Consider the following 24,263-nt stretch of genomic DNA (forward strand, 5'->3'; position numbering starts at 1 on the left):
GCCACCACCGACCTCCCGACCGCGCAGCGCTGGTTCGACGAGTTCGAAGGGGCGGGTCTGGACGGCGTGATCGCCAAACCACTCGATCTGACCTACCAGCCGGACAAACGCGTCATGTTCAAGATCAAACACGAGCGGACCGCCGACTGCGTGGTCGCCGGCTACCGCGTCCACAAATCCGCGGACGACGCCGTCGGCTCGCTGTTGCTCGGGCTCTACACCGACGACGGTGAGCTGGCCTCCGTCGGCGTCATCGGGGCGTTTCCGATGGCGACCCGGCGCAAGCTGTTCACCGAATTGCAGCCGCTGGTAACGAGTTTCGAGCATCATCCATGGAACTGGGCCGCGCAGGTGGCCGCCGACCCGGATGCGGCCCGCAGATATGGCGGCGGCTCACGCTGGAACGCCGGCAAGGATTTGTCGTTCGTACCGCTGCGACCCGAGCGGGTGGTGGAGGTGCGTTACGACCACATGGAGGGGCGGCCCGGGGCGAGCGCAGCGACGGGGAGAAATCTACGATTCCGCCACACCGCGCAGTTCAACCGGTGGCGGCCCGAGCGCGACCCGCACTCGTGCACCTATGGCCAGCTGGAGCAGCCGGTGACGTTCCGGCTCGACGACATCGTGCCGGGCCTCATCTGAGCCGACGGCTGCAACCACACCGCCAGATTCCGGACGTAATCCTTGAACACCGCCAGATGCGACGGATCGGCCTTGATCTGGCATCCGGGCCGGTCGGTGACGAACGACGGCGCCCCGCAGTCCAGATCCCAGTTGTAGTCCGCGAAGTGGTGGAAGGTCGACTCGGCCACGGCCCGGCCCATCAGCGTGCCGTCGGCGTTGCGTTCCCCATCAAGGGCAACCGCAAGGTTGAACTGCCTGCCCGTCGCGGTGCTGCGGCCCTGTGCCACCACGGTGGCGAACGGCACCGCGGCCGAGACCGCACCCTCGTGCGGATGGGCCGGGAACCACTCGATCCGTCCGCTGGCGGTCCTGGCGGTGCGCAACAGTGCGTGCGCCGGCGGCGGCGCCAGCACGGGCTGATAGTCGCCATTGGCGCCCGAGTGGTAATTGGGCCAGGAGATGTCAGGGTTGTCCTGGTCATCGCACCGAGACACCGGGTCGAGGCCCGGGTCGTGGAACTCGTTGACCAGTCCCAGCGAACCCAGGCCCAGCAGGCAACTGCCGAGGTCCTGGTGGTCACGCGCGGTGAGCACGCCGCCGCCGAGCTCGCGGAACCTGCCGATCGCCGCGCACTCATCGGCGGTCAGGCCGTTACCGACCTCCACCGCCATCAGCCACAGCTGGTCGAATCCGAGTGTGTCGAGATGACCGAGCACCGGATCCTGCTCGCCGCGCTCGGTCCGGTTGCGCGCGAGCACGTCGTGCCCGGCGGCCCGGAGCTCGGCGGCCAACATGGTGAAACGGCTGACATCCCAATCGTCGGGGTCCGCCGGGATGGTGGTCTGCAGCAAGATCGTCGCCATGTGACGAGCCTGGCGGTTGCGATGACGCTGCGGACCCTTGAAACCCCGTGGTTCAGGCAGTCCACGACGCTGATCGCAGCTGCCTGCGCGAGCTCACGCCGAGCTTGACGAACACCTTGCGCAGGTGCCATTCGACGGTGTGCGTGCTGATGAAAAGTTGGGCACCGATCTCCTGATTGGTCAGCCCCTCACTGGCCAACTGCGCGATCTGCGCCTCCTGCGCCGTCAGGTCGTCGCCGCTGCCCACGGGTTGCTTGCGCACCTTCTCCCCGGTGGCGGTCAACTCACGACGGGCACGTTCGGCGAACGCTCGGGCACCCATCTTGGTGAACATCTCGTAGGCGGTGCCGAGATGTTCCCGCGCCTTGGTGCGCTGCTTGCGACGGCGCAACCATTCCCCGTACCGCAGGTGGGTGCGGGCCAGCTGCACCTTGACCCGACTGCGGCCGAACCGCTCGATGGCCTCTTCGAACAGCGCGTCGGCCTCCCCGTCACCGGCGAGCATGGCCCGCGCGGCAGCCACAGTGCCCGAGCCCCAGTCGGTTCCGCTGGACCCGGCACCCGCCTCCAACCGGCGCACCGCATCTTCGGCCACCGCGCGCTCCCCCATGCGGGCCGCGGCCTCGGTCAGCTCGAGCAGACACCACCCGTAGAAGCCGAGATCGTGGTATTCGCAGGTCTTCTGCGCCGCGGCCAACGCCTCCTCGTACCGGCCCAGGCCGTTGTAGAGAACCGCGGCGGCGTATCCGGTGACCCCGAGCAATCGCCCCTCGCCCTTGGCGGTGCCCTCTGCCGTGCCGGCCTCGATCAGATCGCCGGCCTCACGCAGATCGCCGCGCCACGCCGCCAACTCGACCCGGTGGTATTTCATCGGACGGTGACCGATCGCCTCCGAGATGGATTCGGCCTCCTCCAGAAGCCTTGCTGCGGTGACGAATTCACCTTCGTGGACGTGCACACCGGCCTCGAAGGCGATCGCTGACGGGAGGAGGGCCAGCGCTCCGCCGGCGCGCGCGTAGGCGACCATGTCGGTGGCGAGCCGAGCGATCAACTCGTCGTCCCACATTTCACCGGCAACGGATTCCTGTACCACCGGGAAGGCAAGCGACAGCCACCGCAACGCCCGGCCGTCGTGGCGACGGGCGTGTTCCGACCAGAGTTCGAGCGCGGTGCGCAGGTGGCCGACGGCGGCTGGCAGGCCGTCGGTGACCAGGTTGGCCATGCCGATGAGCAGGAAGTCGATGGGCCGCGTGGGTGCGGTGATCTTCGCGACCGCGATACCGGCGGCCGCTGCGGCCACCTCAAGGGCCTCGGGCTGACTGCGCGAGGCATACATCGCCGCGGACAGCGCCTCGATGTAAGTCTCGCGGGCCAGGTCGTCGTCGAGCGTCTCCAGCCGGCCGGCCGCGTCGAGCAGCAGGGCCGCCGCGTGCCGCACCGGTGGTGCACCAGGCTGGCCGCCGCGGCTGCGGGTGAACTCCATCTGCGCCCGCAGCCGGCCCACCTGCGCCCGCTGCAGTTCGGACAGCGGGTTCAGTTCCGCAAGGGCCAGCAGTTCGTAGGCCGCCTCCGAGGCGGCCGCATCGCGCTTGGCCTCGGCGGCCGCGATCGCCCGGGCACCCCGCAGGCCGGAGTCGGCGGTCAGGACCGCGGCGCGTTCCAGAAACGAGGCGGCCGCGGCGATTCCACCACGCGCCTGTGCGCGCCACGCCGAGGCTTCGAGTTCGGCGGCCACCGCATCGTCGGGACCGGCGGACGCATTGGCCGCATGCCAGGCCCGGCGGTCTGGGTCCAGCTCCGGATCGGTCGTCATCGCCAACGCCTGGTGTGCCTCGCGACGCTCCGCCGCGTCCGCCGCCCGGTACGCAGCCGACCGGACCAGCGGGTGGTAAAAGCGCATGCGGGAACCGAACTCGATCACGCCGGCAGCCTCGGCCGGTGCCAACGCCTCCAGATCGATGCCCAAATGACTTGCGGAACGGGCGAACAGCACCGGGTCGCCGACCGGGTCGGCCGCCGCCACCAGTACCAGCCGGCGGGTGTCGGCCGGCAATGCCCGGATGCGGTGGACGAAACTCTCCTCGACCTGCCCCACCGAAGGGCGGGTCCCGACGTTCCAGAATCCGCCGGCCAACTCGGCGGCCGAGACATTGTGCGGCACTTCCAGCAGCGCCAGCGGGTTGCCCCGGGTTTCGGCGATGACGCGGTCGCGCACCCGCTCGTCGAGCCGGCCGAGCACCACCGAATCCAGCAGATCCCTGGCGTCGCTGTCGGCCAGCCCGGGTACCCGCAACTCCGGCAGACCGGGCAGCGCGTCCACGGCGCCGTCGTGGCCGTCACGTACCGCGAACACCACCACCACCGGCTCGGCCAGCAGCCGCCGCGCCACGAAACCGAGGGCCTGCACCGAGACCTGGTCGAGCCATTGCGCATCGTCGATCACGCACAGCAGCGGCTTCTCGTCAGCGGCGGCGGCCAGCAGGCTCAATACGGCCAGGCCGACCAGGAACCGGTCCGGGGCCGGGCCGACCCCGCGGCCGAAAGCCACCTCGAGCGCATCCCGCTGCGGCTCGGGAATCTCACCGAGGCGGCCCAGCAGCGGTGCACACAGGTGATGCAATCCGGCGAAGGCGAGTTCCATGTCGGACTGGATCCCGGCCACCTGCGTGACCCGGAATTCGGACGCCTGCGCAACGACATAGTCCAGCAGCGCCGTCTTGCCGACCCCCGCCTCGCCGCGCAGCACCAGCACCGCGCTGCTGCCCGAACGGGCCGCCGAGAGCAGCCCCCGAAGTGCCGTACATTCGCTGGCGCGGCCACGCAGGGGTACGCCTGCGCCCGTCATCACCATCAGCACCACCAGGTCGGATTTTTGCCGAAACTTTATCAAGTCCGCCGTCAGTCGAACACCAAACGACCAGCCGGTAGCGATTTGGTCCCGTGGTGCGCGAATTGCGTCCAGCGGGTGCGCAATTCGATTCCCAGTCGCTCATCGATCGACGCGCCGGCTAGGACACAGCGCGACCGCCGTGCCCGATCCAGGTGGCGGCCAGTTCTTCGGCGGGCAGGCCACCACCACCCCTGGGACCGTGACTGAGCGCGGCGGTCGATAGATTGCGGGCGTGAGCCCGACCCGCGCCGGGCGGTTCGCGCCGAGCCCGTCGGCCGACCTGCACATCGGCAACCTCCGTACCGCGGTGCTGGCATGGTTGTTCGCCCGCTCGACCGGACGACGGTTCTTGGTGCGGGTCGAAGATCTCGACGACCGGACGTTTCCGGAGATCGGGCACCGCCAGGTGGCGGATCTGGCCGCGATCGGAATGACCTGGGATGAGCCGGTCCAATGGCAATCAGCGCATCCCGAACACTACGACGCGGTGATCGGCGAATTGTCCGACCGCGGCTTGTTGTACGAATGCTATTGCAGCCGAAGAGATATCGCGCAGGCCCCGCGGGCGCCGCATGCTCCCGAAGGCGCGTATCCGGGCACCTGCCGGGACCTGACCGAAGCCGAACGTGTCGCGCGCCGCGCGGAAACCGGCCGCCCGCCGGCGCTGCGGCTGCGCACCGACACGTTCGTCGGCACCGTCACCGATCTGGTGCACGGGCAGTACACCGGAATCATCGACGACTTCGTGGTGCGCCGCGGTGACGGCGTACCCGCCTACAACCTGGCCGTGGTGGTCGATGACGCGGCCGGCGGCGTCGACCAGGTGGTGCGTGGCGACGACCTGTTGAGCTCGTCCCCGCGCCAGGCCTATCTGGCCCGGCTCCTGGACTATCCCGAGCCCGTCTACGCGCATGTACCGCTGGTGCTCAACGAAGACGGCGCCCGGCTGGCCAAACGCGACGGCGCCGTCACCCTGGCCGAGATCGGCGTCGAGACCGCGCTGGAGCAGATCAGTGCGTCACTGGGCTGGCCGCCCGTGGACCTCGACGGGATGCTGGACCGGTTCGACCCGGCACGGCTGCCGCGCCATCCCTGGATCTATCGGCCGGCCGCTCAATAGTGGTACCGGGCCTTGAGAATCTTCACTTCGGTATCGGTGGCGCGGTAGATGAGCCGATGTTCGTCGTCGATCCGGCGTGACCAATATCCCGACAGATCGCCTTTCAGCGGTTCGGGCTTACCGATCCCGGCGAACGGATCGCGTTGGATCTCATCGATGAGCCGGGTGATCCGTCGCGCGACCTTGCGGCCCGAGGCCAGCCAGAACAGAAAATCGTCCCACCCGTCAGGATCGAAGTGGATACTTCTCACTCCTGGCCGCCGGCCATCTCCCGGAGTGTGTCTATCGACGTGGTGTGATCAGAGGTGGCCGCGCCCGCCCTGTCGCGAGCGACCGCCTCCATGAGACGACGGGCATTTTCCGGTGAGCGCAACAGATAGACGGTTTCCTGCCAGGAGTCATAGTCATCAGCCGACATCAGCACCGCTTCACCCGATTTCGATGTGATCCGCACCGGTTCGTGATCGGTGTTGACCTGTTCGATAAGCGGAAACAAGCGTTGCCGGGCCTCGCTGGCACTGATCGTCATATCCGGGCCTTCCGTACCACTGTGGTACAAGATTACCGTACAAGCCCGGCCACGCGACCCGCGTGAGCAGAACCCTTCGCCCCACCGGCCGATATTGCTACGTTGCCGCAGTGAGATTCCCCCCGAACAGCCTCCCGAAGAGGATTCTGCTCGCCTTCGTCTTGCTCGCCACTCTTCTGAGCGCGGCGTGCGGATCGAAGGGCGACAGTGCCGACAAGGCCGACGGACCGCTGAGTTCCGGTGTGCTGAGGGTGGGCACCGAGGGCGTGTACGCCCCATTCAGCTATCACGACGCCACCACCGGGCAGCTCACCGGCTATGACGTCGACGTGGCCCGCGCGGTCGCCGACAAACTCGGTGTGCGCGTGGAATTCGTCGAGACACCATGGGATTCCATCTTCGCCGCCTTGGAGGCCAACCGGTTCGACGTCGTCGCCAACGAGGTGACCATCAACGACGAACGCAAGGCGAAGTACGACCTGTCCGAACCGTATTCGGTCGGCGAGGGGGTGATCGTCACCCGCGCCGACGACAACTCGATCACCTCCCTGGCCGACCTGAAGGGCAAGGTGGCCGCCGAGAACGCCACCAGCAACTGGTCGGAGATCGCACGGGCGGCCGGCGCCCGGGTAGAAGCCGTCGAAGGTTTCACCCAGGCCATCAAGTTGCTCAACCAGGGCCGGGTCGACGTGGTGGTCAACGACAGCATCGCCGTCTACGCCTACCTCGCCGAAACCGGCGACACGACCGTCAAGATCGCCGGCAAGGTCGGTGAGAAGGCCGAACAGGGCTTCGCCGCCCGCAAGAACAGCGGGTTGCTGCCGGAACTCAACCAGGCCCTCGACGAGCTACGCGCCGACGGCACGTTGGCCGCCATCTCGCAGCGTTACCTCAAGGCCGACGCCACGGGTGCGCCCGCATCGGCGGAGAACCCGAAGCAACCGCGCTCGACGTGGCAACTGGTGCTCGACAGCCTGGGCCCGCTGCTGAAAGCGGCGATCACCATGACGATCCCGCTCACCATCGTCAGCTTCGTCATCGGCCTGGTGATCGCGCTGGCGGTGGCGCTGGCCCGGCTGTCGGCCAACCGCGTGCTCAGTTCCGTTGCGCGGTTCTACATTTCGCTCATCCGCGGGACCCCGCTGCTGGTGCAGTTGTTCATCGTGTTCTTCGCGCTGCCCGAGTTCGGGGTGAAGATCGATCCGTTCCCGGCCGCGGTGATCGCCTTCAGCCTCAACGTCGGCGGCTATGCGGCCGAGATCATCCGCTCTGCCATCCAGAGCATCCCGAAGGGACAGTGGGAAGCCGCCGAGACGATCGGCCTGAACTACACCGGCACGCTGCGGCGCATCATCCTGCCCCAAGCCGCCCGGGTGGCGGTGCCACCGCTGTCGAACACCTTGATCTCCCTCGTCAAGGACACCTCGCTGGCGTCGACGATCCTGGTCACCGAACTGTTGCGGCAGGCCCAGATCATCGCGGCACCGACCTTCGAATTCTTTGCCCTCTACGGCACGGCCGCGATCTACTACTGGGTGATCTGCCTGGTGTTGTCGTTCGGCCAGAGTCGTCTGGAACGCCGACTGGAAAGGCACGTTGCGCGATGACCACAGAACGCGAAGACCGGATCGTCGCCACCGACGTGCACAAGGCATTCGGTGACTACCAGGTGCTCAAAGGCGTGTCGTTCACGGTACCGCAGGGTTCGGCGACGACGGTCATCGGCCCGTCGGGGTCGGGCAAGACCACGCTGCTGCGCACCCTCAACGCACTCGATGTGGCCGATTCGGGCGTGATCCGGGTCGGTGACACCGAACTGGACTTCTCCAAGCCCGTGGCCAAGGACCAGCTGCGCCGCTACCGGGCACAGAGCGGGTTTGTGTTCCAGTCCCACAACCTGTTTCCGCACAAGACGGTGTTGCAGAACGTCACCGAAGGCCCGCTGGTGGTGCAGAAACGTCCACACGACGAGGTGGTGGCCGAGGCGGCCGAATTGCTCGGGCAGGTGGGACTGGCCGATCAGCAGGACAAGTACCCCTATCAACTCTCGGGCGGACAGCAGCAACGGGTCGGCATCGCCCGTGCCCTGGCGCTGAAACCCAAGGTCGTGCTGTTCGACGAGCCGACCTCGGCCCTGGACCCGGAGCTGGTCGGTGAGGTGCTCGGCGTGATCCGCGACCTCGCCGCCGAGGGCTGGACCCTGGTGATCGTCACCCACGAAATCCAGTTCGCCCGGCAGGTTTCCGATCAGGTGCTGTTCACCGATCGCGGGGTGATCCTGGAGCAGGGGCCGCCGGCCTCGGTGATCGGTGATCCGAAAGAAGAACGCACCCGCCAGTTCCTGCAGCGGATTCTCAACCCGCTCTAGTCCGGTCGACCGCCCAGGCGACCAAGGAGCGCAAATGGCCGAGCACCGCCTCGTCGGGATGGGCTTTTGGATCGTCCAGGTGGATCCGCGCAAGTTCTTCGATGGCGGCCAACAGGATTCGCACGGACGCGCCGTCGGGGTCGATGTCGGCCCCGGCGGCCCGGGACAACCGGCGGGCGCTGATCTTCCTGGCGTAACTGCGGCCCAACTCGATGCGCTCGCGCACCTGCGGTGGTGCACCGTCAGGCGGACGCAAGATGATGCGCCAACTCGTCGGCGCGGCATGCAGGTAGTCCAGAACACCGCGGCCGAGATCATCTGCCCCGAGATCGGGGTGGTCGACCGTGCTCATTCCCGCGAACGCGATGGCCGATTCCCGGTCGAGCAGCGCGGTCATCAGGCCGGACAGATCGGTGAACTGTTGGTAGACCACGGTTCTCGTCACACCGGCCTGGTTCGCCACCCGCTCGATGGTCAACGCCGGGTAGCCGTCGTCGGCGACGATGTCGCGGGCGACGTCGAGCAGTTGCGCCCGACGGTCCGCTGCGCTGAGCCGGCGCCGGGTCATCGCCGGAGTTCCAGCAGCAGGTCGACGGCCTTGGCGGCGCTCTGCACGGCGCTTTCCATCGTGGCCGACCAGTCGGTGGCCGTCCAGTCTCCGGCCAGTACCAGCGACGGCACCGAGGTGCGTTGCGACGGACGCAGCGCGTCGGTGCCGACCACCTGCGAGAACGTCGCCTTGGGCATCTTGACCACTTGCGCCTGAAGCACTTTCGCCTCGCGGGCGGCGGGATAGTACCGACGCAGCAGGGCCATCTGCTCGTCGACGATCTCGTCGTTGCTCTTGTGGATCTGCTCGTACGCCCCGCTGGTCGTCAGGCAGTACAACCACGCCTGGTCGGTGTTGCGACCGTGCATGATCTGCCGGTCGAACACCTCGTCGATGACGCCGGTGCCGCCGATCAACCCCTCGAACGCCGACTCGGTACCCAACGGGCGGTCGAGATAGAGGTTGGTGCTGACGATCGGCGTGTAGCCCAACTTGTCGGCGGCGGCATAGATTTCGGGGTGCTCGGGCAGATCGTCGAGCAGCCCACCGATGTTCGAGTTGGGTACCGCGCACACCACAGCGTCGGCTGGGACCTCGGTGCCGTCGGCCAGCAGCACACCGGTGACGGCGCCGTCCTCGATGCGGATCCTGCGGGCCACCGCGCGGTAGCGGACCTCGACACCCCGTTCGGCGAACACCTTCAGCGCACCGGTGACATACAGCGTGTCGAGATCGACGGTGGGATAACCGATGGTGACCGGGGTGCGGTGTTTGATGCCCAACCGGATGCCGGTGGCCATCACGTTGGCGAACACCTTCGCCGATTCCCGGGACACCGGCTCGGCGGCGATGCCCAGGGCCAGCCAGTCCCACAACGCTTCTCGGGCCGGGGCCGGCATGCCGACCCGCTCGAACCACTGCTCGGTGGAGATGTCGGCCAGGTCTGCCGGCGGCCTCAGCGCCTGCCAGCCCAGCAGAACCGTCGCCCGCGCCGCCCGAAAGCGATCGGCCCAGCCGGCGTCGGGATGGACCCCGAACAAGGTGCGGATCGCTCCGAGACCCGTGGTCTGCATGGTGACCTTGCGCCCGTCGGGCCAGCGCAGCGTCGAGCTCTTGGGAAATTCGAGGTACTGCCGGGTGCCCACACTGGTCAGATACCGGTACAGGTGTTGATACCCGCTGGCGATCACGTGCTGCCCGTTGTCGGGGATGTCGTCGACCGCGTCGGCCCGCATCGCGTGGGTGCGCCCGCCGAGTTGACCGCGTCGCTCCAGCAGCGTGACGTTCTTGCCCGCCTCACTGAGCCAGACCGCGGCAGCCAGGCCGGCGAGACCGCCGCCGATCACCACATACCGGTCGGTTTCGCCCATGGCCGCCTCCCCCGCGTTCAACTTACGATTTGTAAGTTAAGTCGCGGCCGGCGGTGCGGTCAATACCGCGCTCAGCTCACCGAGGCGCCGTAGTAGCGGCCCAGCACTTCAGCACGCAGCTCGTCGAACTCACCGGCGACGATCGCCGCGCGGATCTGATCGACCAGGCGGATCACGAACCGCTCGTTGTGGATCGTGCACAGCGTGGCCGACAGCATCTCCTTGGCCTTGAACAGGTGCCGGATGTAGGCGCGCGAGTAGTTGGCGCAGGTGTAGCAATCACATTCGGCGTCGATCGGGGTGAAATCCCGCTTGTACTTCGCACCGGTGATGTTGAACCGCCCGGTCGCCGAGTACACCGCGGCGTTTCGGGCAACACGTGAGGGCGACACACAGTCGAAGGTGTCTGCGCCCGCGGCGATCGCGTCGAACAGATCGTCGGGCTCGCTGATGCCCAGCAAGTGCCGGGGTTTGTCGGCGGGCAGCTCACTGCTGACCCACCCGACGATCGTGGCCAGGTTCTGCTTCTCCAGCGCGCCGCCGATCCCGTAGCCGTCGAAGCTCAACCCCTCGGCCGGGCCGGTCTGCCCGCCGATCGTGGCCAGGCCGCGCGCGGCCTGCCGACGCAGGTCCTCGTACTGGGCGCCCTGCACCACCCCGAACAGCGCCTGGCGTGGCCGTTCCGGTGCCAGCGCCTGCAGGCGATGATGCTCGGCCACGCACCGCACCGCCCACTCGTGGGTGCGCTGCACCGAACGTTCCTGGTAACCGCGGGTGTTGACCAACGTGGTGAGCTCGTCGAACGCGAAGATGATGTCGGCACCGAGCTGGTTTTGGATGCCGATCGAGACCTCCGGGGTGAACCGGTGTTTCGAACCGTCCAGATGCGAGCGGAACGTGACACCGTCGTCGTCGACCACGGCCAGCCGTTCCTTGCCCTCGGCGATGATGTCGTCGGCCTGAACCCGGCTGGTGTCCATGGCCAGCACCTTCTTGAAGCCGACACCCAGCGAGAGCACCTGGAAACCACCGCTGTCGGTGAACGTCGGGCCCGGCCAGTTCATGAACGCCCCCAGGCCACCGGCCTCGGCCACGATGTCGGGGCCGGGCTGCAGGTAGAGGTGATAGGCGTTGGCCAGAATCGCCTGGGCGCCAATCTGTTTCATGGTCTCGGGCAGCACCGATTTGACGGTGGCCGCGGTGCCGACCGGGATGAAGGCGGGCGTGTGGATATCGCCGTGCGGAGTGTGGATGGTGCCGACCCGGCCGAAGCGGCCGTCCAACTCGGCCTCCACGGTGAAATACGGCTGGTCCACACCCGGTATTCAACCGGATGCGCGTCCGATTTCCGTCATGGGGGCGGACGCACCATACTGCGGACGTGAATTTGGTCATGAGCCGCGGGATCGTCGCCGCCACCGGATGTGCACTGTTTCTGGCCGCTATCGCCGGATGCTCGTCGCAGGACTCGAGCTCGTCGGAGAAGACCGGTGAAGGCCGGGTGACCTTCGGTCCCAACGACGCCGGTCCGGTGACCAGCGTCAGCTGCGAAACCAAGGACGGATTGACCACCATCGGCATCGAAGGCAAGATGCCCACCTCCGTCGTGCTGACCGAGGGCGAGGCCCCCGTGGTGCAGTCGGTGAACATCGGTGACGTCAACGGTGAAGGCGCCTCACTGACGTATCTCGCCGGACTGTCGAGCGCACCCGTGGTCGCCGCGCGCGACGGCAAGGGCTACACCATCACCGGCACCGGCATGGGGATCGACCCCAACGACCCGGGCACACCGGTGGACATGCCGTTCGACATCGCCGTCACCTGTCCCTAGCGGGGTGACCGACCGGAGTCATTGCACATGCAATGACTCCGGTCACCGCATCGGGCCGGCAGCCACGGCGCTGATTCAAGATCGGAACACCTTGACCTGTCAGGGAATTCACAGCATCCGGTGCGCTCGCCGCTGCCGCTGACACCGCCCGTCCCAGCACGCCAATTCATCCAAACTCACGCCCACGACCTGCGCAAACCCCATACTTCTGGCTGACAGTCCGCCATCGGAGACGGGCTGCGCAACCGTGAGGAGAGCAGTGGTGAAGCGTGAGTTCCTGGTCGCCGTCAGCGGCGCCGCGATCGTCGTCGCAGGCCTGTCCGGCTGTTCGTCGAGCGACAAGAAAGAGACCTCCGGTGAGACGACGGTCAGCGCGTCGCCATCGGCAACGACGTCGATCGAATCCGGCGACACCACCGCCACCACCGGCTCTGGCACGGCCCGGGTCACCATCGACGGCAAGGACCACCAGCTCGAGGGCAGCGTCATGTGCGCCACCGTCGCGGGCAACGTCAGCCTCAACGTCGGCCAGGGGATGTCCGGCGTCAGCGCCACCCTCAGCGAGGGCGACCAGCCGTCTGTCACCGCGCTGGCACTGGGCAACATCGACGGCGTCAGCCTCGGCTACACCCCCGGCGTGCCCGGCGGCAGCGCCGACGTGGTCAAGGACGGCAAGAAGTACACGATCAAGGGCAACGCGACCGGAGTCGACGGGATGAACCCCGTGACCAAGCCTTTCGAGCTCGAAGTGACGTGCCCCTAGCAAATCCGCAAATCTGTGTGTGGGCCCGGCCAATGCCGGGCCCACACGTTCTCCGCCCGGCCGGCGCGGAAGGCAAATCAGTCCGCGATCGCTTGCCCCGACCCGACCCGGACCGGGCGATATCCCCTAGCAGGCAAACCATTACAGTTCTGCTACACCGCGCAGATTCTTGGTGCAAAATGCTGTGCGGACTGGGGAGACGACACCGAAGCCGACGCGGATCGGTGTCCGGGCAGCTTATTAGGAGACGTCGCGGATGCGTTGGAAGATGAGTTCGCTGGGCATGGCCATCGCGGCACCGATCGGAGCGGCCACCATCGCTTGGTCCGGCGCCGGGCCGATACCCCTGCCGATCGTGCCGGCTCCGACGGAACTGCTCGCCCAGTCGCTGTACATGCGGGGCACGAAGATCGGCAGCTACACGGACAACGACGTGTCGTTCGTGGATTTCGCCAATGGCGTCATCACCCAGACCACCGGTTCGGCGGGCGATCTCGCCGTCGACAACGGCGATGACTGGATGACCGGCGATCAGGTCGAGTACAACGGCGGCTTCTGGCCCATCTCGCAAGGTGGGTTGAACGATCTGACCTATGGGGCGTCCGTCGGGCAAGGCCTCCAACGGCTCGGCCAACGCGTCGCCGCCGAAGACCCGGACGAACCACTGGTGCTCGTCGGATATTCGCAGAGCGCGGTGATCCTGAGCCAGTACAAGGCGAACACCACCAACGGCAACATCGTCTATGTCATGGTGTCCAACCCGACTCGGCCGAACGGCGGCATCCTGTCCCGCTTCCGCGGCTTCACGATTCCGGTCCTGGACATCCCGCTCTCCGGGCCGGCACCGACCACCAGTCCGGGTTGGGAGGAAGGTGACCCGCCGACCACCTATGACGTCGCCCAGCAGTACGACGGCTGGGCCGATTTCCCGCTGTATCCGCTCAACGTGTTCGCCACGGCCAACGCGGTGCTCGGAATCGTCTATCTACACGGTAATTACGAGACCACGGTGGATCCGGACACCGACCTGGCGCCAGGCGCCCCCAACACCGACACCCGCACCTACGGCGACACGACCTACTACACCGTCGGCACCGACCTGCTGCCGCTGTTGCGTCCGCTCGAGCAGATCGGCATCCCGCGGCCGCTGCTGCTGGCCCTGGACGCACCCCTGCGCGTCGTGGTCGAGCAGGGGTATGACCGCACCTTGAGTCCCGGCGCCGACGCCGCGGCCCGCCTGTTCCGGATCTCCAACCCGATCACCGACCTCGCCAACTTCATCAACGCGATCCCCGTCGGGCTCGACGACGGCTTCGAGGCGGCTGGGATGGGACGCCCGTTCGGCACCACCTCGGCCGGTATGTACGGCGTCGGTGGGCCCGCGGTGCAGCCACCGACCGAGACCCCGCAGCAGCAGACGACCCAACCGGATGAGTCGTCACGGCAACCGGCGTCGACCCCGGCCAAAACTCCGCTCAAGAGCTTGACGCCGGTAGAGCCTCCCCGGGACGACAGCACGGTGCAGGACCCCGACGTCCCCGGGGACGTCGACGAACCGGCCGACACCGCGGCGCCGGCCCCTGCCGTCACCGTGGCGCGGACCAAGCTGCGCAGCTCGGTGGGCCTGACCGACTCGACCGTGACGTCCGCGACCGAAGTTGACGCCGACGAGAGCGCCGACAAGTCGGAGACCGCGGAGACCTCCGAACAGAACGGCAAGATCACCCGATCGACCGCCAAACATGCCGCCGCCACCGACAAACCCGACCGGATCCGCGGATACGTCGGCAAGCACCGCAAAGCGGCCACCGACAAAGCGCAGGCCAAGACCGCACCCAAGACCCGCGCACACGCCGAGAAGAGCGCCGATCAGAAATAGGGCACGCCCAGCTGGAAAGCTGGGGGCATGATTCGACGGCACCGTCCCGCCAGCATCGTGCTGCTGTTGCTCGGCTTGTTGCTCTCCATCGTGGGATGCTCGTCGGCGCCGGACCCGGCTGACCGCTTTGCCGCGTTCGCCGACGCGTTGCAGCGCAAAGACGCTCACGCTGCCGCCGCGCAGACCGATGACCCGGCAGCGGCAGAGGCGGCAATCACCTCGATGTTCGACGGCATGGGCGAGGCGGCCGCGGTGAAGGTGGGTGCCGATACCGACGACGAGACCGGCGCGACCCTCAAGTACCAGTGGTCATGGGGTGAGGGACGCGGGTTCGACTACGACACCACCGGCACCGCCGCCAAAACGGGAGACGACTGGCTGATCACCTGGTCGCCGACCCTCCTCCACCGAAAGCTGCAGGACGGCTTGACGTTCCAGTACAGCACCGACAGTGATCTGCAGACTCCGGTGCTCGACCGCACCGGCCAGCCGCTGATGACGTGGCAGACCGTAGGGGTGATCACCCTGGACCGCGCGCACCTGGAGTCCGTGGCGCCGCTGGCCGCGCTGCTGGCCCCGTTCGACGCCTCCACCACCGCCGAATCCATCGGCGCACAGTTCACGTCGTCCTCCGATGACCGCGTGACGGTGATGAAGTTGCGCGAAGACGACCTCGCCACGGTGCGTGACCAACTCGGCCAGCTTCCGGGGGTCACGGTGGCCGAACAAGGGGAACTGCTGACGGCGGACCGGCAGCTGTCCTCGCCGGCCATCGGCGGTCTGCAGCAGCTGTGGCATGACCGGATCACCAAGGGGGCAGGTTGGTCGGTCTACCTGGTGGACGGGAAGGGTGCGGCGGCGCAACGGCTGGCCTCGCAGCCACCGGCAGAGACCGACCCGCTGCGCACGACGCTGGATCTGCGGCTTCAGCTGCTGGCCCAGCAGGCCGTCGCCACGGAGACCCGCCCCGCGGTACTGGTGGCGATCTCCGGATCGACGGGCGGTATCCTGGCCGCCGCACAGAACGCCGCCGCGGATCCACAAGGCGCCATTGCCTTTTCGGGTTTGTATCCGCCGGGGTCGACGTTCAAGACCATCACGACCGCGGCCGCACTGGAAGCAGGGCTGGCGACGCCGGAAACCCCGGTGGCCTGTCCGGGCCGATTGACCATCGAGAACCGCACGATCCCCAACGACGACGAGTTCGACTTGGGCACCGTCCCGTTGGCGTCGGCCTTCTCCCATTCCTGCAACACCAGCATGGCGGCGCTGTCGGACAAGCTTCCCGGTGATGCACTGACCAACACCGCGCGGCAGTTCGGTATCGGCGTGGACTTCACGATCCCGGGCCTGACCACGGTGACGGGCCGAGTGCCCAACGCGGACAACGCGGCCCAGAAAGTGGAGAACGGTATCGGTCAGGGCACCGTGACGGTCAGCCCGTTCGGTCTCGCGGTGGCCGAGGCCAGTTTGGCGCACGGCTCGACGATCCTGCCGAGTCTGGTGGACGGCGAAAAGGTCACTGCCGACGCCGAATCGGTGACGCTGCCGGCCGACGTGACCTCGGCGCTGCGCGACATGATGCGCAAGACCGTGACCGAGGGCACCGCCACGCAGCTGCGCGACATCGCCGATCTGGGCGGCAAGACCGGGACGGCGGAATTCGGCGATAACACCCATTCGCACGGCTGGTTCGCCGGCATCGCCGGTGACATCGCCTTCGCCACCCTGGTGGTGGGCGGCGACAGCTCGACACCGGCGGTGCAGATCTCCGGGGACTTCTTACGCCCCGCGCTCGCCGGCTGACTCCGCACAGAGATGGACCAACCCCGAGGCCACGGCGAACCGGGGACCGTGCACGCCGTCGATGTTGGCTCGTCCCACCACCACGTTGACGCTGCGCAGGGATTCACCGACGGTGCGCAACAGCTCGTCGTCGAGGGCCCCGCCACCGGCGAGCACCAGCGCGGTCGGCATCTTCTCGAAAACCCTCAGGCAGCGGGCGATGTTGGCGGCCACGGTCTCCTGTTTGATCGCCAGCCGGAGGCTGCGCCATTCCTCGGCGGCGAGTTTGGTGGAGAACGGCACCAACCCGGCGGTGCCGCGGGTACATAGGCGGCCGATCGCGTCAGCAGGGGCCGGGGCGTCGAGAAACAGGCGCCGCCCGTCCTCCTCATGCGCGACGTGCGGGCCTTCGACGCGGATCGCCGGGTGGCGCTTGACCCGCTCGGCCAGCGCCTTGGGGATGTTGAGCATCCGGGCCACCGCCACCGTGATCGTCTCCCCCGCGCCTGCGGCCGTCACCGCGTGCTCGGTGCCGACGAGATCGATGGTGCCACCGCCGATATCGCACACCACCGAGTCCGGCGGCAGGCCAGGCGTGGTGCGGGCACCACGGGCCGCCGCTTCCGGTTCTCCGGCGAGGGTGCGGGCCGGCCGCCCGGTCAATTCGGCCAGGGTGGCCGCGGCGTCCTCGACGTGGTCGGCGGCCAGCAGCGCCACCACCGTGCCGCGGGCCTCGGCGATGCCGCGCCGCAGCCAGGTTCCGTTGTCCAGCGCGGTGAGGTCGGTGAAAAAGGCGTCGTCGACGGGCATCTCGTGATCGGCGGTCGGTATCGACCGCAGCCGTACCCGCACCACGCTGCCCGGCGGTTCGTGCCGCAGCAGGGTGTGGGCCTGCGCGGGCGAGTAGCGCGTCACCTTGCCATCGGTGCGGAACTCGACGTAGTCGTCGTCCATTGCGGGCGGTTCCGGCGGCTCGGTGCGTGGTGTCACCGCGATCGCCGGTGAGTCGGACAGCTCCCTGGTGAACGCGGCCACGTCGTGAATCTGCTCATGGCCCAGTTCCAATGCGGCGCACAGCGCAATCGGATCGGCCAGGGCGCGGTAGGCACGGCCCTCGGCCACCACCTCCACCGCCACCAGCGCATCGGGGGCCAATCCGTCCAGGAGCACCTCGTCGACCACCGGAACGTCGAGGTGAATGCGGTTGCGAATCAACACCGCATCGTCCTGGGCAGCCAGCACACCGACGACGGTCCACCCCCGATCGACGGCGTCGGTGATCCCGGCGGCGGCCACTTCGAAGTCGGTGTCGGCATCCACCGAGACGATCACCGGGCCCTCGTAAGGCTGCCCGGTGAGGTGCTGCAGCGGGACGTGCCGGCCCACCGCGTAACCGGTGCCGGCCGGGGTGCTGGCGTCGGGTTTGCGCAGGCTTCGTACCGGTGCGCGTGGCGATGGTGCGGGAGCCAGCGGTGCGGTCTCGGTGTCGACCGGCCGGATGGCCGAGAGCACCAGTTCGTCGGCGACGATCCCGGCGTCGACCTCGATGCGGTGCAGCAGCGCGGCCGCCCCCTCGAGCGACTCCCGAGACCCCTTGCGGCCCCGGGTCGGCGCCTGGCCGTGGGTGATCGGCTCGACCCGACCATCGACAATCCGGGCCAGGACGATCTCGGTGGTGTGGTTGCCCACGTCGATCCCGGCGACCACGCGTCCGGTCGGGGTCACCGCAACAGGCCTCGGCGGGCGTAGACCGCAGCCGCCTGGCGCACGAGTTCCGCACAGCGGGCTGCGCCTCGGCTCTCCAGCGAGGCCTGCAGCGCGTCGAGTTCGGCGGCGGTGGAACGGTGCGGCCGCAGCGCCTCGTACAGGCCCATCACCTCTTCGTCGTCGATAATCGCCAATTCGGCTGCGCGCAGGAAATTCTCGGCGAGTTGCGGATTGCCGTGCTCCTCGGCCACGACGGCCTGATGGGCCAGCACCGCCGGGTCCATCCGCAGATCCGACAGGTCGAGCTTGCCGTCGACGGCGGCGGCGACGGTGAATCTCTGCTCGCTCATGCCCGTCGCACCTCCACGGTCACCGGGGGCTGTCCCGGCTCGCTCGCCTCACGCTCCAACGCCACCAGAGCCACCGCCCGGGCGTGATAGCGGGCCGAGATCGACTCGTCGGTGCCGCCGGTGAGGATGGGCACCGGCGCCATGCCCTTGGCGTGCCGGGCGGCGTTACGGCCGAGTTCGCGGTAATTACGCGCGGTCAGCAGCGGGGCCACGCTGAACAACTCGAGGTTGGCCAGCGGCGCCAGATCCCGCCGGTGGATGAGCGCGGTTCCCTTGCCTTGCAATCCGATTCCGATGCCCGAGCCCGACAGCTTGGCCGCGGTCAGGCCGATGAGTCCGACGTCGATCGTCGAGCGCACCCGGACGAACCGCGGCACGCAGCCCTCCTCCTCCAGGCCGGCGCACAGCTGTCGGATGACCTCGCCGATCGGCAGGCCGCACAGGCTCAGCCAGACACTGCGGCCCAGCGCCGGTGACAGCCCGATGACCACCTCACGGGGGTCGCTGCCCTGGCGGGCCGGTTCGACGTCGGTGACCACGAGGTGGCCGGCATGCTCGGCCTGATCGGTGGTGAGTTCGGCGGCGCTGCGCTGCTGGCGGATGTTGTCGATCTCGGCGCGGCGCTCGTCGGTGAGCGTGTAACCCGTTCCCGGACCGGCATAGTCATTCGGATCGGTGATCTTCGACAGCACCCGGAAGCTCTCGTCGAAGATCGCCGACGTCTGCAGCTGATCGCCGCGCAACCGTTCGGCGGTGAGCCGCATGATGGCCTCGGCTTCTTGGGTGTAGCCGGTGCGGTGCAGCGACGCGACGACGTCGAACACGGTGAGTTGCTTGGCCTCGATCGCGTTGGCTGCCTCCGCGACGGCCTTCGGATCGCCGGGCGGCAGATCACGCGAGCCGTTGGCGACCACCACTTCCTCGATGTGGCTGTCGTCGAAATCGGCCAGGCCGAGGTCGCGGTACACCGCCTGCACGGCCGTCGCCGCGCGTCGTCGCACCGTGGCCAGATGCCCCGGCGTCACGGTGCGCAGTCCGCCGTCGGCTCCCCAGTCCCGTTGCAGGACAAGGAAATCGTCCATGTCGTCGGAGTTGAAGTTGGACAGCGCGAACGCGTTGTCGTAGCGCGGAATGGAGCCGAAGCCCGAGAAGATGAAATCTGCACCGGCCAGCAGCACCGGCAGGGTGTGCGCGCTGCGGCGGATGTCGGATTCGGAGATCAGGTTGTCGTTACCGGCACACGATTCCAGATCCCGCATCATCACCATGAGGTTCTCGGCGAGCAGTTCCTTCATGCCCTCGGGTACCGAGGCCACCACCCCGACCCCGTCGATGCCGCCGTTCTGCACGCCTTGCGCGCCCAGGGCGCGAGCCAGCGACACGCAGCGCGACTCCAGGTAGAGGATCGAGCATTTCTCGGCCGCCCCCATCAACACCTCGGCGCCACCACCGCTGGTGACGCGCATCTTCAAACCGCGCGAGGCGTAGGCGCTCGTCAGGATCGCCTTGGAGAACGGGGTGTCGTCACCGTCGACGAACACCTGCTCGGTGCCGTAGATGGAGATGGTCTCGGCGTAGCTGGTCAGCCCGCGCATGCCGAGCCGCAGCTCCAGCGCCTCCTCGATCGCACATTGTGCCATCGCGCCGGGAACGCCGACCTGCGAACCGATCAGCAGCGCAACGGCATTCGACGACGCGTCGCCGAGCACCGGCACCGTCGTCTCCACCTCACGGAACCCGTAGGCCACCGCACTGGCCGCGTCGGCGGCGATCAGCATCGGATCGTCGAGCTGATTGGTGACGTGTGCCTGGTTGCTGGGAGTGCGCCGGACCCGCATCTTGGCCATCGCCATCTGGATCTCGACCGGGCTGAGCAGCGCGATGACCTTGGTCAGCTTGGCCGGGGTGGTCCCGCCGATCAGCCGCACCACCTCGGCGCGCGGCACGTTGAGGTCGACGGTCATCCGGGCCAGCTCGACATCGCTGAGCGCCATCGCTTCCGCCGCGACATCGAGGTCCAGTCCGTAGCGGGCGATGAACTCGTCGATCACGTCGAAGTCCGCCACGGCTTTGCCGTCCATCTCGACGACCTGTCCGTCGACGATGACCAGCGACGGTTCCGGATCGTTCGGACTGGCCATCGCGGCCAGACCGAGATCGGGATTCGCGACGCTGAACCCGTCGAGGTTCACCGGTTTCGCATCCAGGATCCGCATCCTGCCGAGGTAGGCACCGCCGTCGTCCGTCACGGGAGACCATTTTGCGCGAGGAACACTATTTGGTCTACCCATTGCGCCTTTGGGTCAGGAGCCCGTCGCCACCTCAAGGGCCTTGAGGGAATCCTCCAGATGGCTGAGCATCCGCTGCAGGTGGGGCACACTGCGCCGGCAACCGACCAGGCCGAAATCCAGATTGTCGGCGTTGGTGGCCAGCGTGATGTTCATAGCCTGCCCGTCCAGCGCGATCGACAGTGGGTAGTTGCCGTCGAGCCGGGCGCCCTTCCAGTACAAGGGGTTTCGCGGGCCCGGCACATTGGAGATGACGAGGTTGAACGGCGGCGACGTGGCCTTGACGAAACCGGGGAACGCATTGAGGCCGAGTGGGGCGATCATCATCGCCGACAGTGCCAGGGCCTGAACCCGCGGCAACTCCGAGAACACTTGCTTGTTGCCGCGCATCGACTCGCCGACCGCCGTGAGCCGGTCCGCCGGATCCTCGAGGTCGGTGCCCAAATTGCACAGCACCGTGCCGACCATATTGCCTCCGGCGTCGGCCTCGTGCTCGGCGCGCAGACTTACCGGCACCATCGCGATCAGCGATCGGTCGGGCAGTGCATCCTGCTCCAACAGGTAGGCCCGCAACGCCCCGGCGCACACCGCGAGCACCACGTCGTTGACGGTGAAACCGGCGGCCCGCGAGATGCGCTGGAACCGCTCCAACGGCCACGACTGCGCCGCCACCCGGCGCGCGCCACCGATCTTGACGTTGAACATGGTCTTGGGTGCCGCGAACGGCAACGTGAGCTGCTGCTCCAGCAGCGCCGAGCGGGCCAGCTTGACCGTCGACGGTGCCAACCCGGCGACCGAGCCGAGCGCATCCGAGGCGGTTTGCCTCAATGACGCACTCTCGCGCGGACGCTTCTTGCGCGGCACCGCCCACGGCACCCGCACCTCGGTGTCGGCCGGATCTTCCGACAGCGTGCGCATCAGCAACTTGAGCGCCGACACTCCGTCGATCAACGAGTGGTGCATCTTCGTGTACACCGCGAACCGGCCGTCGGCGAGCCCCTCGATCAGGTGCGCCTCCCACAGCGGACGGTGCCGGTCGAGCAGGCCACCGTGCAGCCGCGACGTCAGCTCCAGTAGATCCCGCACCCGGCCCGGGGTCGGCAGCGCCGAGCGGCGGAGGTGGTAGTCCAGGTCGACGTCGTCGTCGTAGGTCCAGCCGACGTTGGCGATCCCACCGAGGATCGTGGCCGGGTGCTTGCGGAACACCGGCTCGAATTCCGTGTGGGCCACCATGTCCTCGTGCAACTCCCGCACGAATTCGCGGTCCGCGCCGGCCGGAGGTTCGTAGAGCGCGAGGCCGCCGACGTGGAACGGATGCTCCCGGGTCTCGGCGATCAGAAACATCGAATCGGTCGGCGACATCAGTTCCATGAACACATTCAACGCGGCCAAAACCAGGCAAAACAAGTAGCCGGCTACTCATGCGTCGACGCCGTGAGGCGCTCAAGATCTATCCATGCCGGGCCCTACTTCTCGCCAACCCGTTCCCGATCGCGGCGGCATGACCGGCTCCCTCAACGGCATCCCCCGGGTCGACCTTCGGGCTCGGCCCCGCTGGAAACGGCAGCTCGCCTGGTGGACCGGCGGCAAGGTGTTCACCACGGAAAAGGCCGCGGCGCTGTGGCGACGGTTCGTGGTGCCGCTGGAGGCGCCGGTGATGAAGGCGACGCATGGGCGGGTGCGGTTGAGCGTGGGCATCCCGGTACTGGTCCTCACCGCCACCGGAGCCCGCAGCGGCAAGAAGTATGAAACCCCGCTGGCGTATTTCACCGACGGCGACGACGTCGTGCTGATCGCCTCGAACTACGGCGGTGGCAAGCACCCAGGCTGGTATCACAACCTGCTCGCGCACCCGGAATGCGAGCTGCACATCGGGCCACGCGGCGGGGCGTTCATGGCGCGAGAGGCCACCGGTGCCGACCGCGACCGGCTCTATGCCCTGGCCGCCGACCGGTTGAACAAGGGGTGGGACACCTACGAACGACGCACCGAAGGGATCCGGACCATCCCGGTGTTGCGGTTGTCGCCGGTGAGCGGGACGTGAGGGAGAGTCCGCCGAGGAGGTCCAGCGCCACACACAGTCCACAGGATCGTGGTGCCACCCCGAAGCCGCCGCACCGCAAAAAACCCGCTACCTGCGAGAACAGGTGCGGGTTTCTATGGCGGTGGCGGAGGGATTTGAACCCTCGGACGGGGGTTACCCGTCACACGCTTTCGAGGCGTGCTCCTTAGGCCGCTCGGACACGCCACCGTGTGGCAGCTTACCGGGAGAGGGCCGTCAAGCCCTAATCGTGCCTCCGGCGCTCACACTCGGTCCGCGAGTGTGAAGAAGATGGCGAAGAACGGGCGAAAACTCGCAATCAACTTCACGCTCGGCGAGGGTCTCACCGCTGGGCCGCGAAGAACTCCTCCAGCAACCCCGCGCACTCGTCGGCCAGCACCCCGCCGACCACCTCGGGACGGTGATTGAGCCGGCGATCACGCACCACGTCCCACAGCGAGCCGACCGCCCCGGTCTTGGGTTCCCACGCGCCGAACACCACCCGCGCCACCCGGGCCAACACCAACGCGCCCGCGCACATCGTGCACGGTTCGACGGTCACCGCCAGCGTCGCACCTTCCAACCGCCACCCGTCGCCGAGCACCCGGGCGGCCTCGCGCATCGCCACGATCTCGGCATGCCCGGTCGGATCCCCGATGGCCTCACGGACGTTGGCGGCCCGGGCCAGCTCGGTGCCGTCGGCCGCGAACACCACTGCGCCGATCGGCACATCGCGCGGGCCGGCGGTACGCGCAGCTTCCAGCGCGCTGCGGATCAAGGCCTCGTCTGAGGCCCTCACCGTCCCAGCCGGTCGAGCACCGCGGCCAGCTCATCGGCGAAGCCCATCTCACGGGCGATCCGGCCGATCTGCTCATCGGCGTACAGGTCGATCTCGGACAGGATCACGCCGAGCACATCCTCATGCAGACCGATGTCGGACAGCACCGACAGATCGCCCTCCTCGAACGGGTCTGTGTCCTCGAGGTCCTCTTCTTCGAGGTCGGCGTCGAGGTTCTCCAAGGCCTCGGCGGCGATGTCGTAGTCCAGCGCGGCGGTGGCATCCGACAGCAGCAGCCGGGTCCGCCCAGGTGCCGGCCGAACGATCACGAAGAATTCGTCATCGACGTCGAGCAGCCCGAAGACCGCACCGGAGCTGCGCAGTTCACGCAGCTCGGTCTCCGCGGCAGTCAAGCTCTTCAGCGAGGAGGACCGCATGGGGGCACACCGCCACTTGCCGTCCTCACGAACAACGGCCACCCCGAAGCCATCGGGCAGGTCTGCCGGCGCACGCTGTGCTCCCATGCC

General features: G+C 67.8%; 22 protein-coding genes and 1 tRNA gene. 9 read left to right on the plus strand and 14 right to left on the minus strand.

Annotated features, from left to right (window positions below):
- A partial coding sequence (locus A5699_RS18780; protein WP_157561334.1) for an ATP-dependent DNA ligase occupies window positions 1–642 on the plus strand: 642 nt, incomplete at its 5' end.
- On the opposite strand, the gene A5699_RS18785 is transcribed toward A5699_RS18780, so the two are convergent.
- Together A5699_RS18785 and A5699_RS18790 are read right to left on the minus strand one after the other, a co-directional pair.
- Window positions 579–1,487, minus strand: coding sequence for a hypothetical protein (locus A5699_RS18785; RefSeq protein WP_067772078.1), 909 nt, complete (start codon window positions 1,485–1,487; stop codon window positions 579–581). The two genes, A5699_RS18780 and A5699_RS18785, sit on opposite strands and share 64 nt — an antisense overlap.
- A gap of 52 nt (window positions 1,488–1,539) precedes the next feature.
- The gene (locus A5699_RS18790) at window positions 1,540–4,338 is read right to left on the minus strand and encodes a LuxR family transcriptional regulator (protein WP_067772226.1); all 2,799 of its coding nucleotides are present in this window, start codon (window positions 4,336–4,338) and stop codon (window positions 1,540–1,542) included.
- Window positions 4,339–4,609: 271 nt separating this feature from the next.
- Here A5699_RS18790 and gluQRS point away from each other — a divergent pair, with 271 nt between their 5' ends.
- Window positions 4,610–5,497, plus strand: coding sequence for a tRNA glutamyl-Q(34) synthetase GluQRS (gene gluQRS, locus A5699_RS18795; RefSeq protein ID WP_067772081.1), 888 nt, complete (start codon window positions 4,610–4,612; stop codon window positions 5,495–5,497).
- Here the strand turns inward: gluQRS and A5699_RS18800 are convergent.
- Both A5699_RS18800 and A5699_RS18805 read right to left on the minus strand, forming a co-directional pair.
- Window positions 5,491–5,748: a Txe/YoeB family addiction module toxin gene (locus A5699_RS18800; RefSeq protein ID WP_067772084.1), complete on the minus strand. Its 258-nt coding sequence runs from the start codon at window positions 5,746–5,748 to the stop codon at window positions 5,491–5,493. The genes gluQRS and A5699_RS18800 overlap by 7 nt on opposite strands.
- The gene (locus tag A5699_RS18805) at window positions 5,745–6,026 is read right to left on the minus strand and encodes a type II toxin-antitoxin system Phd/YefM family antitoxin (protein ID WP_067772087.1); all 282 of its coding nucleotides are present in this window, start codon (window positions 6,024–6,026) and stop codon (window positions 5,745–5,747) included. Before A5699_RS18805 ends, A5699_RS18800 begins: the two co-directional genes overlap by 4 nt.
- Window positions 6,027–6,136: 110 nt before the next feature.
- Here A5699_RS18805 and A5699_RS28670 point away from each other — a divergent pair, with 110 nt between their 5' ends.
- Window positions 6,137–7,633 (plus strand): ABC transporter permease subunit, encoded by a 1,497-nt coding sequence (locus tag A5699_RS28670; RefSeq protein WP_231965761.1) that lies wholly within the window; start codon window positions 6,137–6,139, stop codon window positions 7,631–7,633.
- Window positions 7,630–8,394, plus strand: coding sequence for an amino acid ABC transporter ATP-binding protein (locus A5699_RS18815; RefSeq protein ID WP_067772090.1), 765 nt, complete (start codon window positions 7,630–7,632; stop codon window positions 8,392–8,394). Before A5699_RS28670 ends, A5699_RS18815 begins: the two co-directional genes overlap by 4 nt.
- Here the strand turns inward: A5699_RS18815 and A5699_RS18820 are convergent.
- The 3 genes from A5699_RS18820 to tgt form a co-directional block, all read right to left on the minus strand.
- Entirely contained in the window at window positions 8,381–8,962 is a 582-nt protein-coding gene (locus A5699_RS18820; RefSeq protein WP_067772093.1) for a TetR/AcrR family transcriptional regulator, read from the minus strand. The genes A5699_RS18815 and A5699_RS18820 overlap by 14 nt on opposite strands.
- Window positions 8,959–10,314: a hydroxysqualene dehydroxylase HpnE gene (gene hpnE, locus A5699_RS18825; protein ID WP_067772096.1), complete on the minus strand. Its 1,356-nt coding sequence runs from the start codon at window positions 10,312–10,314 to the stop codon at window positions 8,959–8,961. Before hpnE ends, A5699_RS18820 begins: the two co-directional genes overlap by 4 nt.
- 71 nt (window positions 10,315–10,385) lie before the next feature.
- Window positions 10,386–11,630, minus strand: a complete 1,245-nt coding sequence (tgt, locus tag A5699_RS18830) for a tRNA guanosine(34) transglycosylase Tgt (RefSeq protein WP_067772099.1) — start codon at window positions 11,628–11,630, stop codon at window positions 10,386–10,388.
- Between the two features lie 65 nt (window positions 11,631–11,695).
- On the opposite strand from tgt, the gene A5699_RS18835 reads away from it, so the two are divergent.
- From A5699_RS18835 to A5699_RS18850, 4 genes are all read left to right on the plus strand, one after another.
- Window positions 11,696–12,145, plus strand: a complete 450-nt coding sequence (locus tag A5699_RS18835) for a lipoprotein LpqH (protein ID WP_067772103.1) — start codon at window positions 11,696–11,698, stop codon at window positions 12,143–12,145.
- Between the two features lie 262 nt (window positions 12,146–12,407).
- Window positions 12,408–12,908, plus strand: a complete 501-nt coding sequence (locus tag A5699_RS18840; RefSeq protein WP_067772232.1) for a lipoprotein LpqH — start codon at window positions 12,408–12,410, stop codon at window positions 12,906–12,908.
- 256 nt (window positions 12,909–13,164) lie between these two features.
- Window positions 13,165–14,787: a PE-PPE domain-containing protein gene (locus A5699_RS18845; RefSeq protein WP_067772106.1), complete on the plus strand. Its 1,623-nt coding sequence runs from the start codon at window positions 13,165–13,167 to the stop codon at window positions 14,785–14,787.
- 27 nt (window positions 14,788–14,814) lie between these two features.
- A complete protein-coding gene (locus A5699_RS18850; RefSeq protein ID WP_067772109.1) occupies window positions 14,815–16,593 on the plus strand; it encodes a penicillin-binding transpeptidase domain-containing protein in 1,779 nt (592 codons plus the stop codon).
- Here the strand turns inward: A5699_RS18850 and A5699_RS18855 are convergent.
- From A5699_RS18855 to A5699_RS18870, 4 genes are all read right to left on the minus strand, one after another.
- Window positions 16,570–18,297 (minus strand): diol dehydratase reactivase ATPase-like domain-containing protein, encoded by a 1,728-nt coding sequence (locus tag A5699_RS18855; protein WP_067772113.1) that lies wholly within the window; start codon window positions 18,295–18,297, stop codon window positions 16,570–16,572. The two genes, A5699_RS18850 and A5699_RS18855, sit on opposite strands and share 24 nt — an antisense overlap.
- Window positions 18,294–18,629 (minus strand): diol dehydratase small subunit, encoded by a 336-nt coding sequence (locus A5699_RS18860; protein WP_067772116.1) that lies wholly within the window; start codon window positions 18,627–18,629, stop codon window positions 18,294–18,296. The genes A5699_RS18855 and A5699_RS18860 overlap by 4 nt, the downstream gene beginning before the upstream one ends.
- Complete coding sequence (locus A5699_RS18865; protein ID WP_067772235.1) at window positions 18,626–20,845, minus strand: propanediol/glycerol family dehydratase large subunit; 2,220 nt, start codon at window positions 20,843–20,845, stop codon at window positions 18,626–18,628. The genes A5699_RS18860 and A5699_RS18865 overlap by 4 nt, the downstream gene beginning before the upstream one ends.
- An 87-nt stretch (window positions 20,846–20,932) precedes the next feature.
- The gene (locus tag A5699_RS18870; RefSeq protein ID WP_067772237.1) at window positions 20,933–22,288 is read right to left on the minus strand and encodes a wax ester/triacylglycerol synthase family O-acyltransferase; all 1,356 of its coding nucleotides are present in this window, start codon (window positions 22,286–22,288) and stop codon (window positions 20,933–20,935) included.
- An 85-nt stretch (window positions 22,289–22,373) separates the two neighbouring features.
- Between A5699_RS18870 and A5699_RS18875 the strand changes: the two genes are divergently transcribed.
- Window positions 22,374–22,961, plus strand: coding sequence for a nitroreductase family deazaflavin-dependent oxidoreductase (locus tag A5699_RS18875; RefSeq protein WP_231965762.1), 588 nt, complete (start codon window positions 22,374–22,376; stop codon window positions 22,959–22,961).
- Window positions 22,962–23,077: 116 nt separating this feature from the next.
- On the opposite strand, the gene A5699_RS18880 is transcribed toward A5699_RS18875, so the two are convergent.
- The 3 genes from A5699_RS18880 to A5699_RS18890 all read right to left on the minus strand — a co-directional run bounded on the left by A5699_RS18880 (window position 23,078) and on the right by A5699_RS18890 (window position 24,260).
- A tRNA-Ser gene (locus A5699_RS18880) sits at window positions 23,078–23,168 on the minus strand.
- Between the two features lie 133 nt (window positions 23,169–23,301).
- Window positions 23,302–23,757: a nucleoside deaminase gene (locus A5699_RS18885; RefSeq protein WP_067772122.1), complete on the minus strand. Its 456-nt coding sequence runs from the start codon at window positions 23,755–23,757 to the stop codon at window positions 23,302–23,304.
- The gene (locus tag A5699_RS18890) at window positions 23,754–24,260 is read right to left on the minus strand and encodes a tRNA adenosine deaminase-associated protein (RefSeq protein WP_067772125.1); all 507 of its coding nucleotides are present in this window, start codon (window positions 24,258–24,260) and stop codon (window positions 23,754–23,756) included. The genes A5699_RS18885 and A5699_RS18890 overlap by 4 nt, the downstream gene beginning before the upstream one ends.
- Window positions 24,261–24,263 lie beyond the last annotated feature (3 nt).

Origin of the sequence: Mycobacterium sp. E802 (genome assembly GCF_001666875.1) — a bacterium.
Taxonomy (GTDB): Bacteria; Actinomycetota; Actinomycetes; order Mycobacteriales; family Mycobacteriaceae; genus Mycobacterium.

Coding starts and splice junctions, on each gene's coding strand:
- A5699_RS18820 (WP_067772093.1), bottom strand. CDS start 8,962: ATGACCCGGCGCCGGCTCAGCGCAGCGGACCGTCGGGCGCAACTGCTC.
- hpnE (WP_067772096.1), bottom strand. CDS start 10,314: ATGGGCGAAACCGACCGGTATGTGGTGATCGGCGGCGGTCTCGCCGGC.
- A5699_RS18805 (WP_067772087.1), bottom strand. CDS start 6,026: ATGACGATCAGTGCCAGCGAGGCCCGGCAACGCTTGTTTCCGCTTATC.
- A5699_RS18875 (WP_231965762.1), top strand. CDS start 22,374: ATGCCGGGCCCTACTTCTCGCCAACCCGTTCCCGATCGCGGCGGCATG.
- A5699_RS18890 (WP_067772125.1), bottom strand. CDS start 24,260: ATGGGAGCACAGCGTGCGCCGGCAGACCTGCCCGATGGCTTCGGGGTG.
- A5699_RS18850 (WP_067772109.1), top strand. CDS start 14,815: ATGATTCGACGGCACCGTCCCGCCAGCATCGTGCTGCTGTTGCTCGGC.
- A5699_RS18815 (WP_067772090.1), top strand. CDS start 7,630: ATGACCACAGAACGCGAAGACCGGATCGTCGCCACCGACGTGCACAAG.
- A5699_RS18865 (WP_067772235.1), bottom strand. CDS start 20,845: ATGCGGATCCTGGATGCGAAACCGGTGAACCTCGACGGGTTCAGCGTC.
- A5699_RS18845 (WP_067772106.1), top strand. CDS start 13,165: ATGCGTTGGAAGATGAGTTCGCTGGGCATGGCCATCGCGGCACCGATC.
- A5699_RS18870 (WP_067772237.1), bottom strand. CDS start 22,288: ATGGAACTGATGTCGCCGACCGATTCGATGTTTCTGATCGCCGAGACC.
- A5699_RS18785 (WP_067772078.1), bottom strand. CDS start 1,487: ATGGCGACGATCTTGCTGCAGACCACCATCCCGGCGGACCCCGACGAT.
- A5699_RS18860 (WP_067772116.1), bottom strand. CDS start 18,629: ATGAGCGAGCAGAGATTCACCGTCGCCGCCGCCGTCGACGGCAAGCTC.
- A5699_RS18790 (WP_067772226.1), bottom strand. CDS start 4,338: ATGGTGATGACGGGCGCAGGCGTACCCCTGCGTGGCCGCGCCAGCGAA.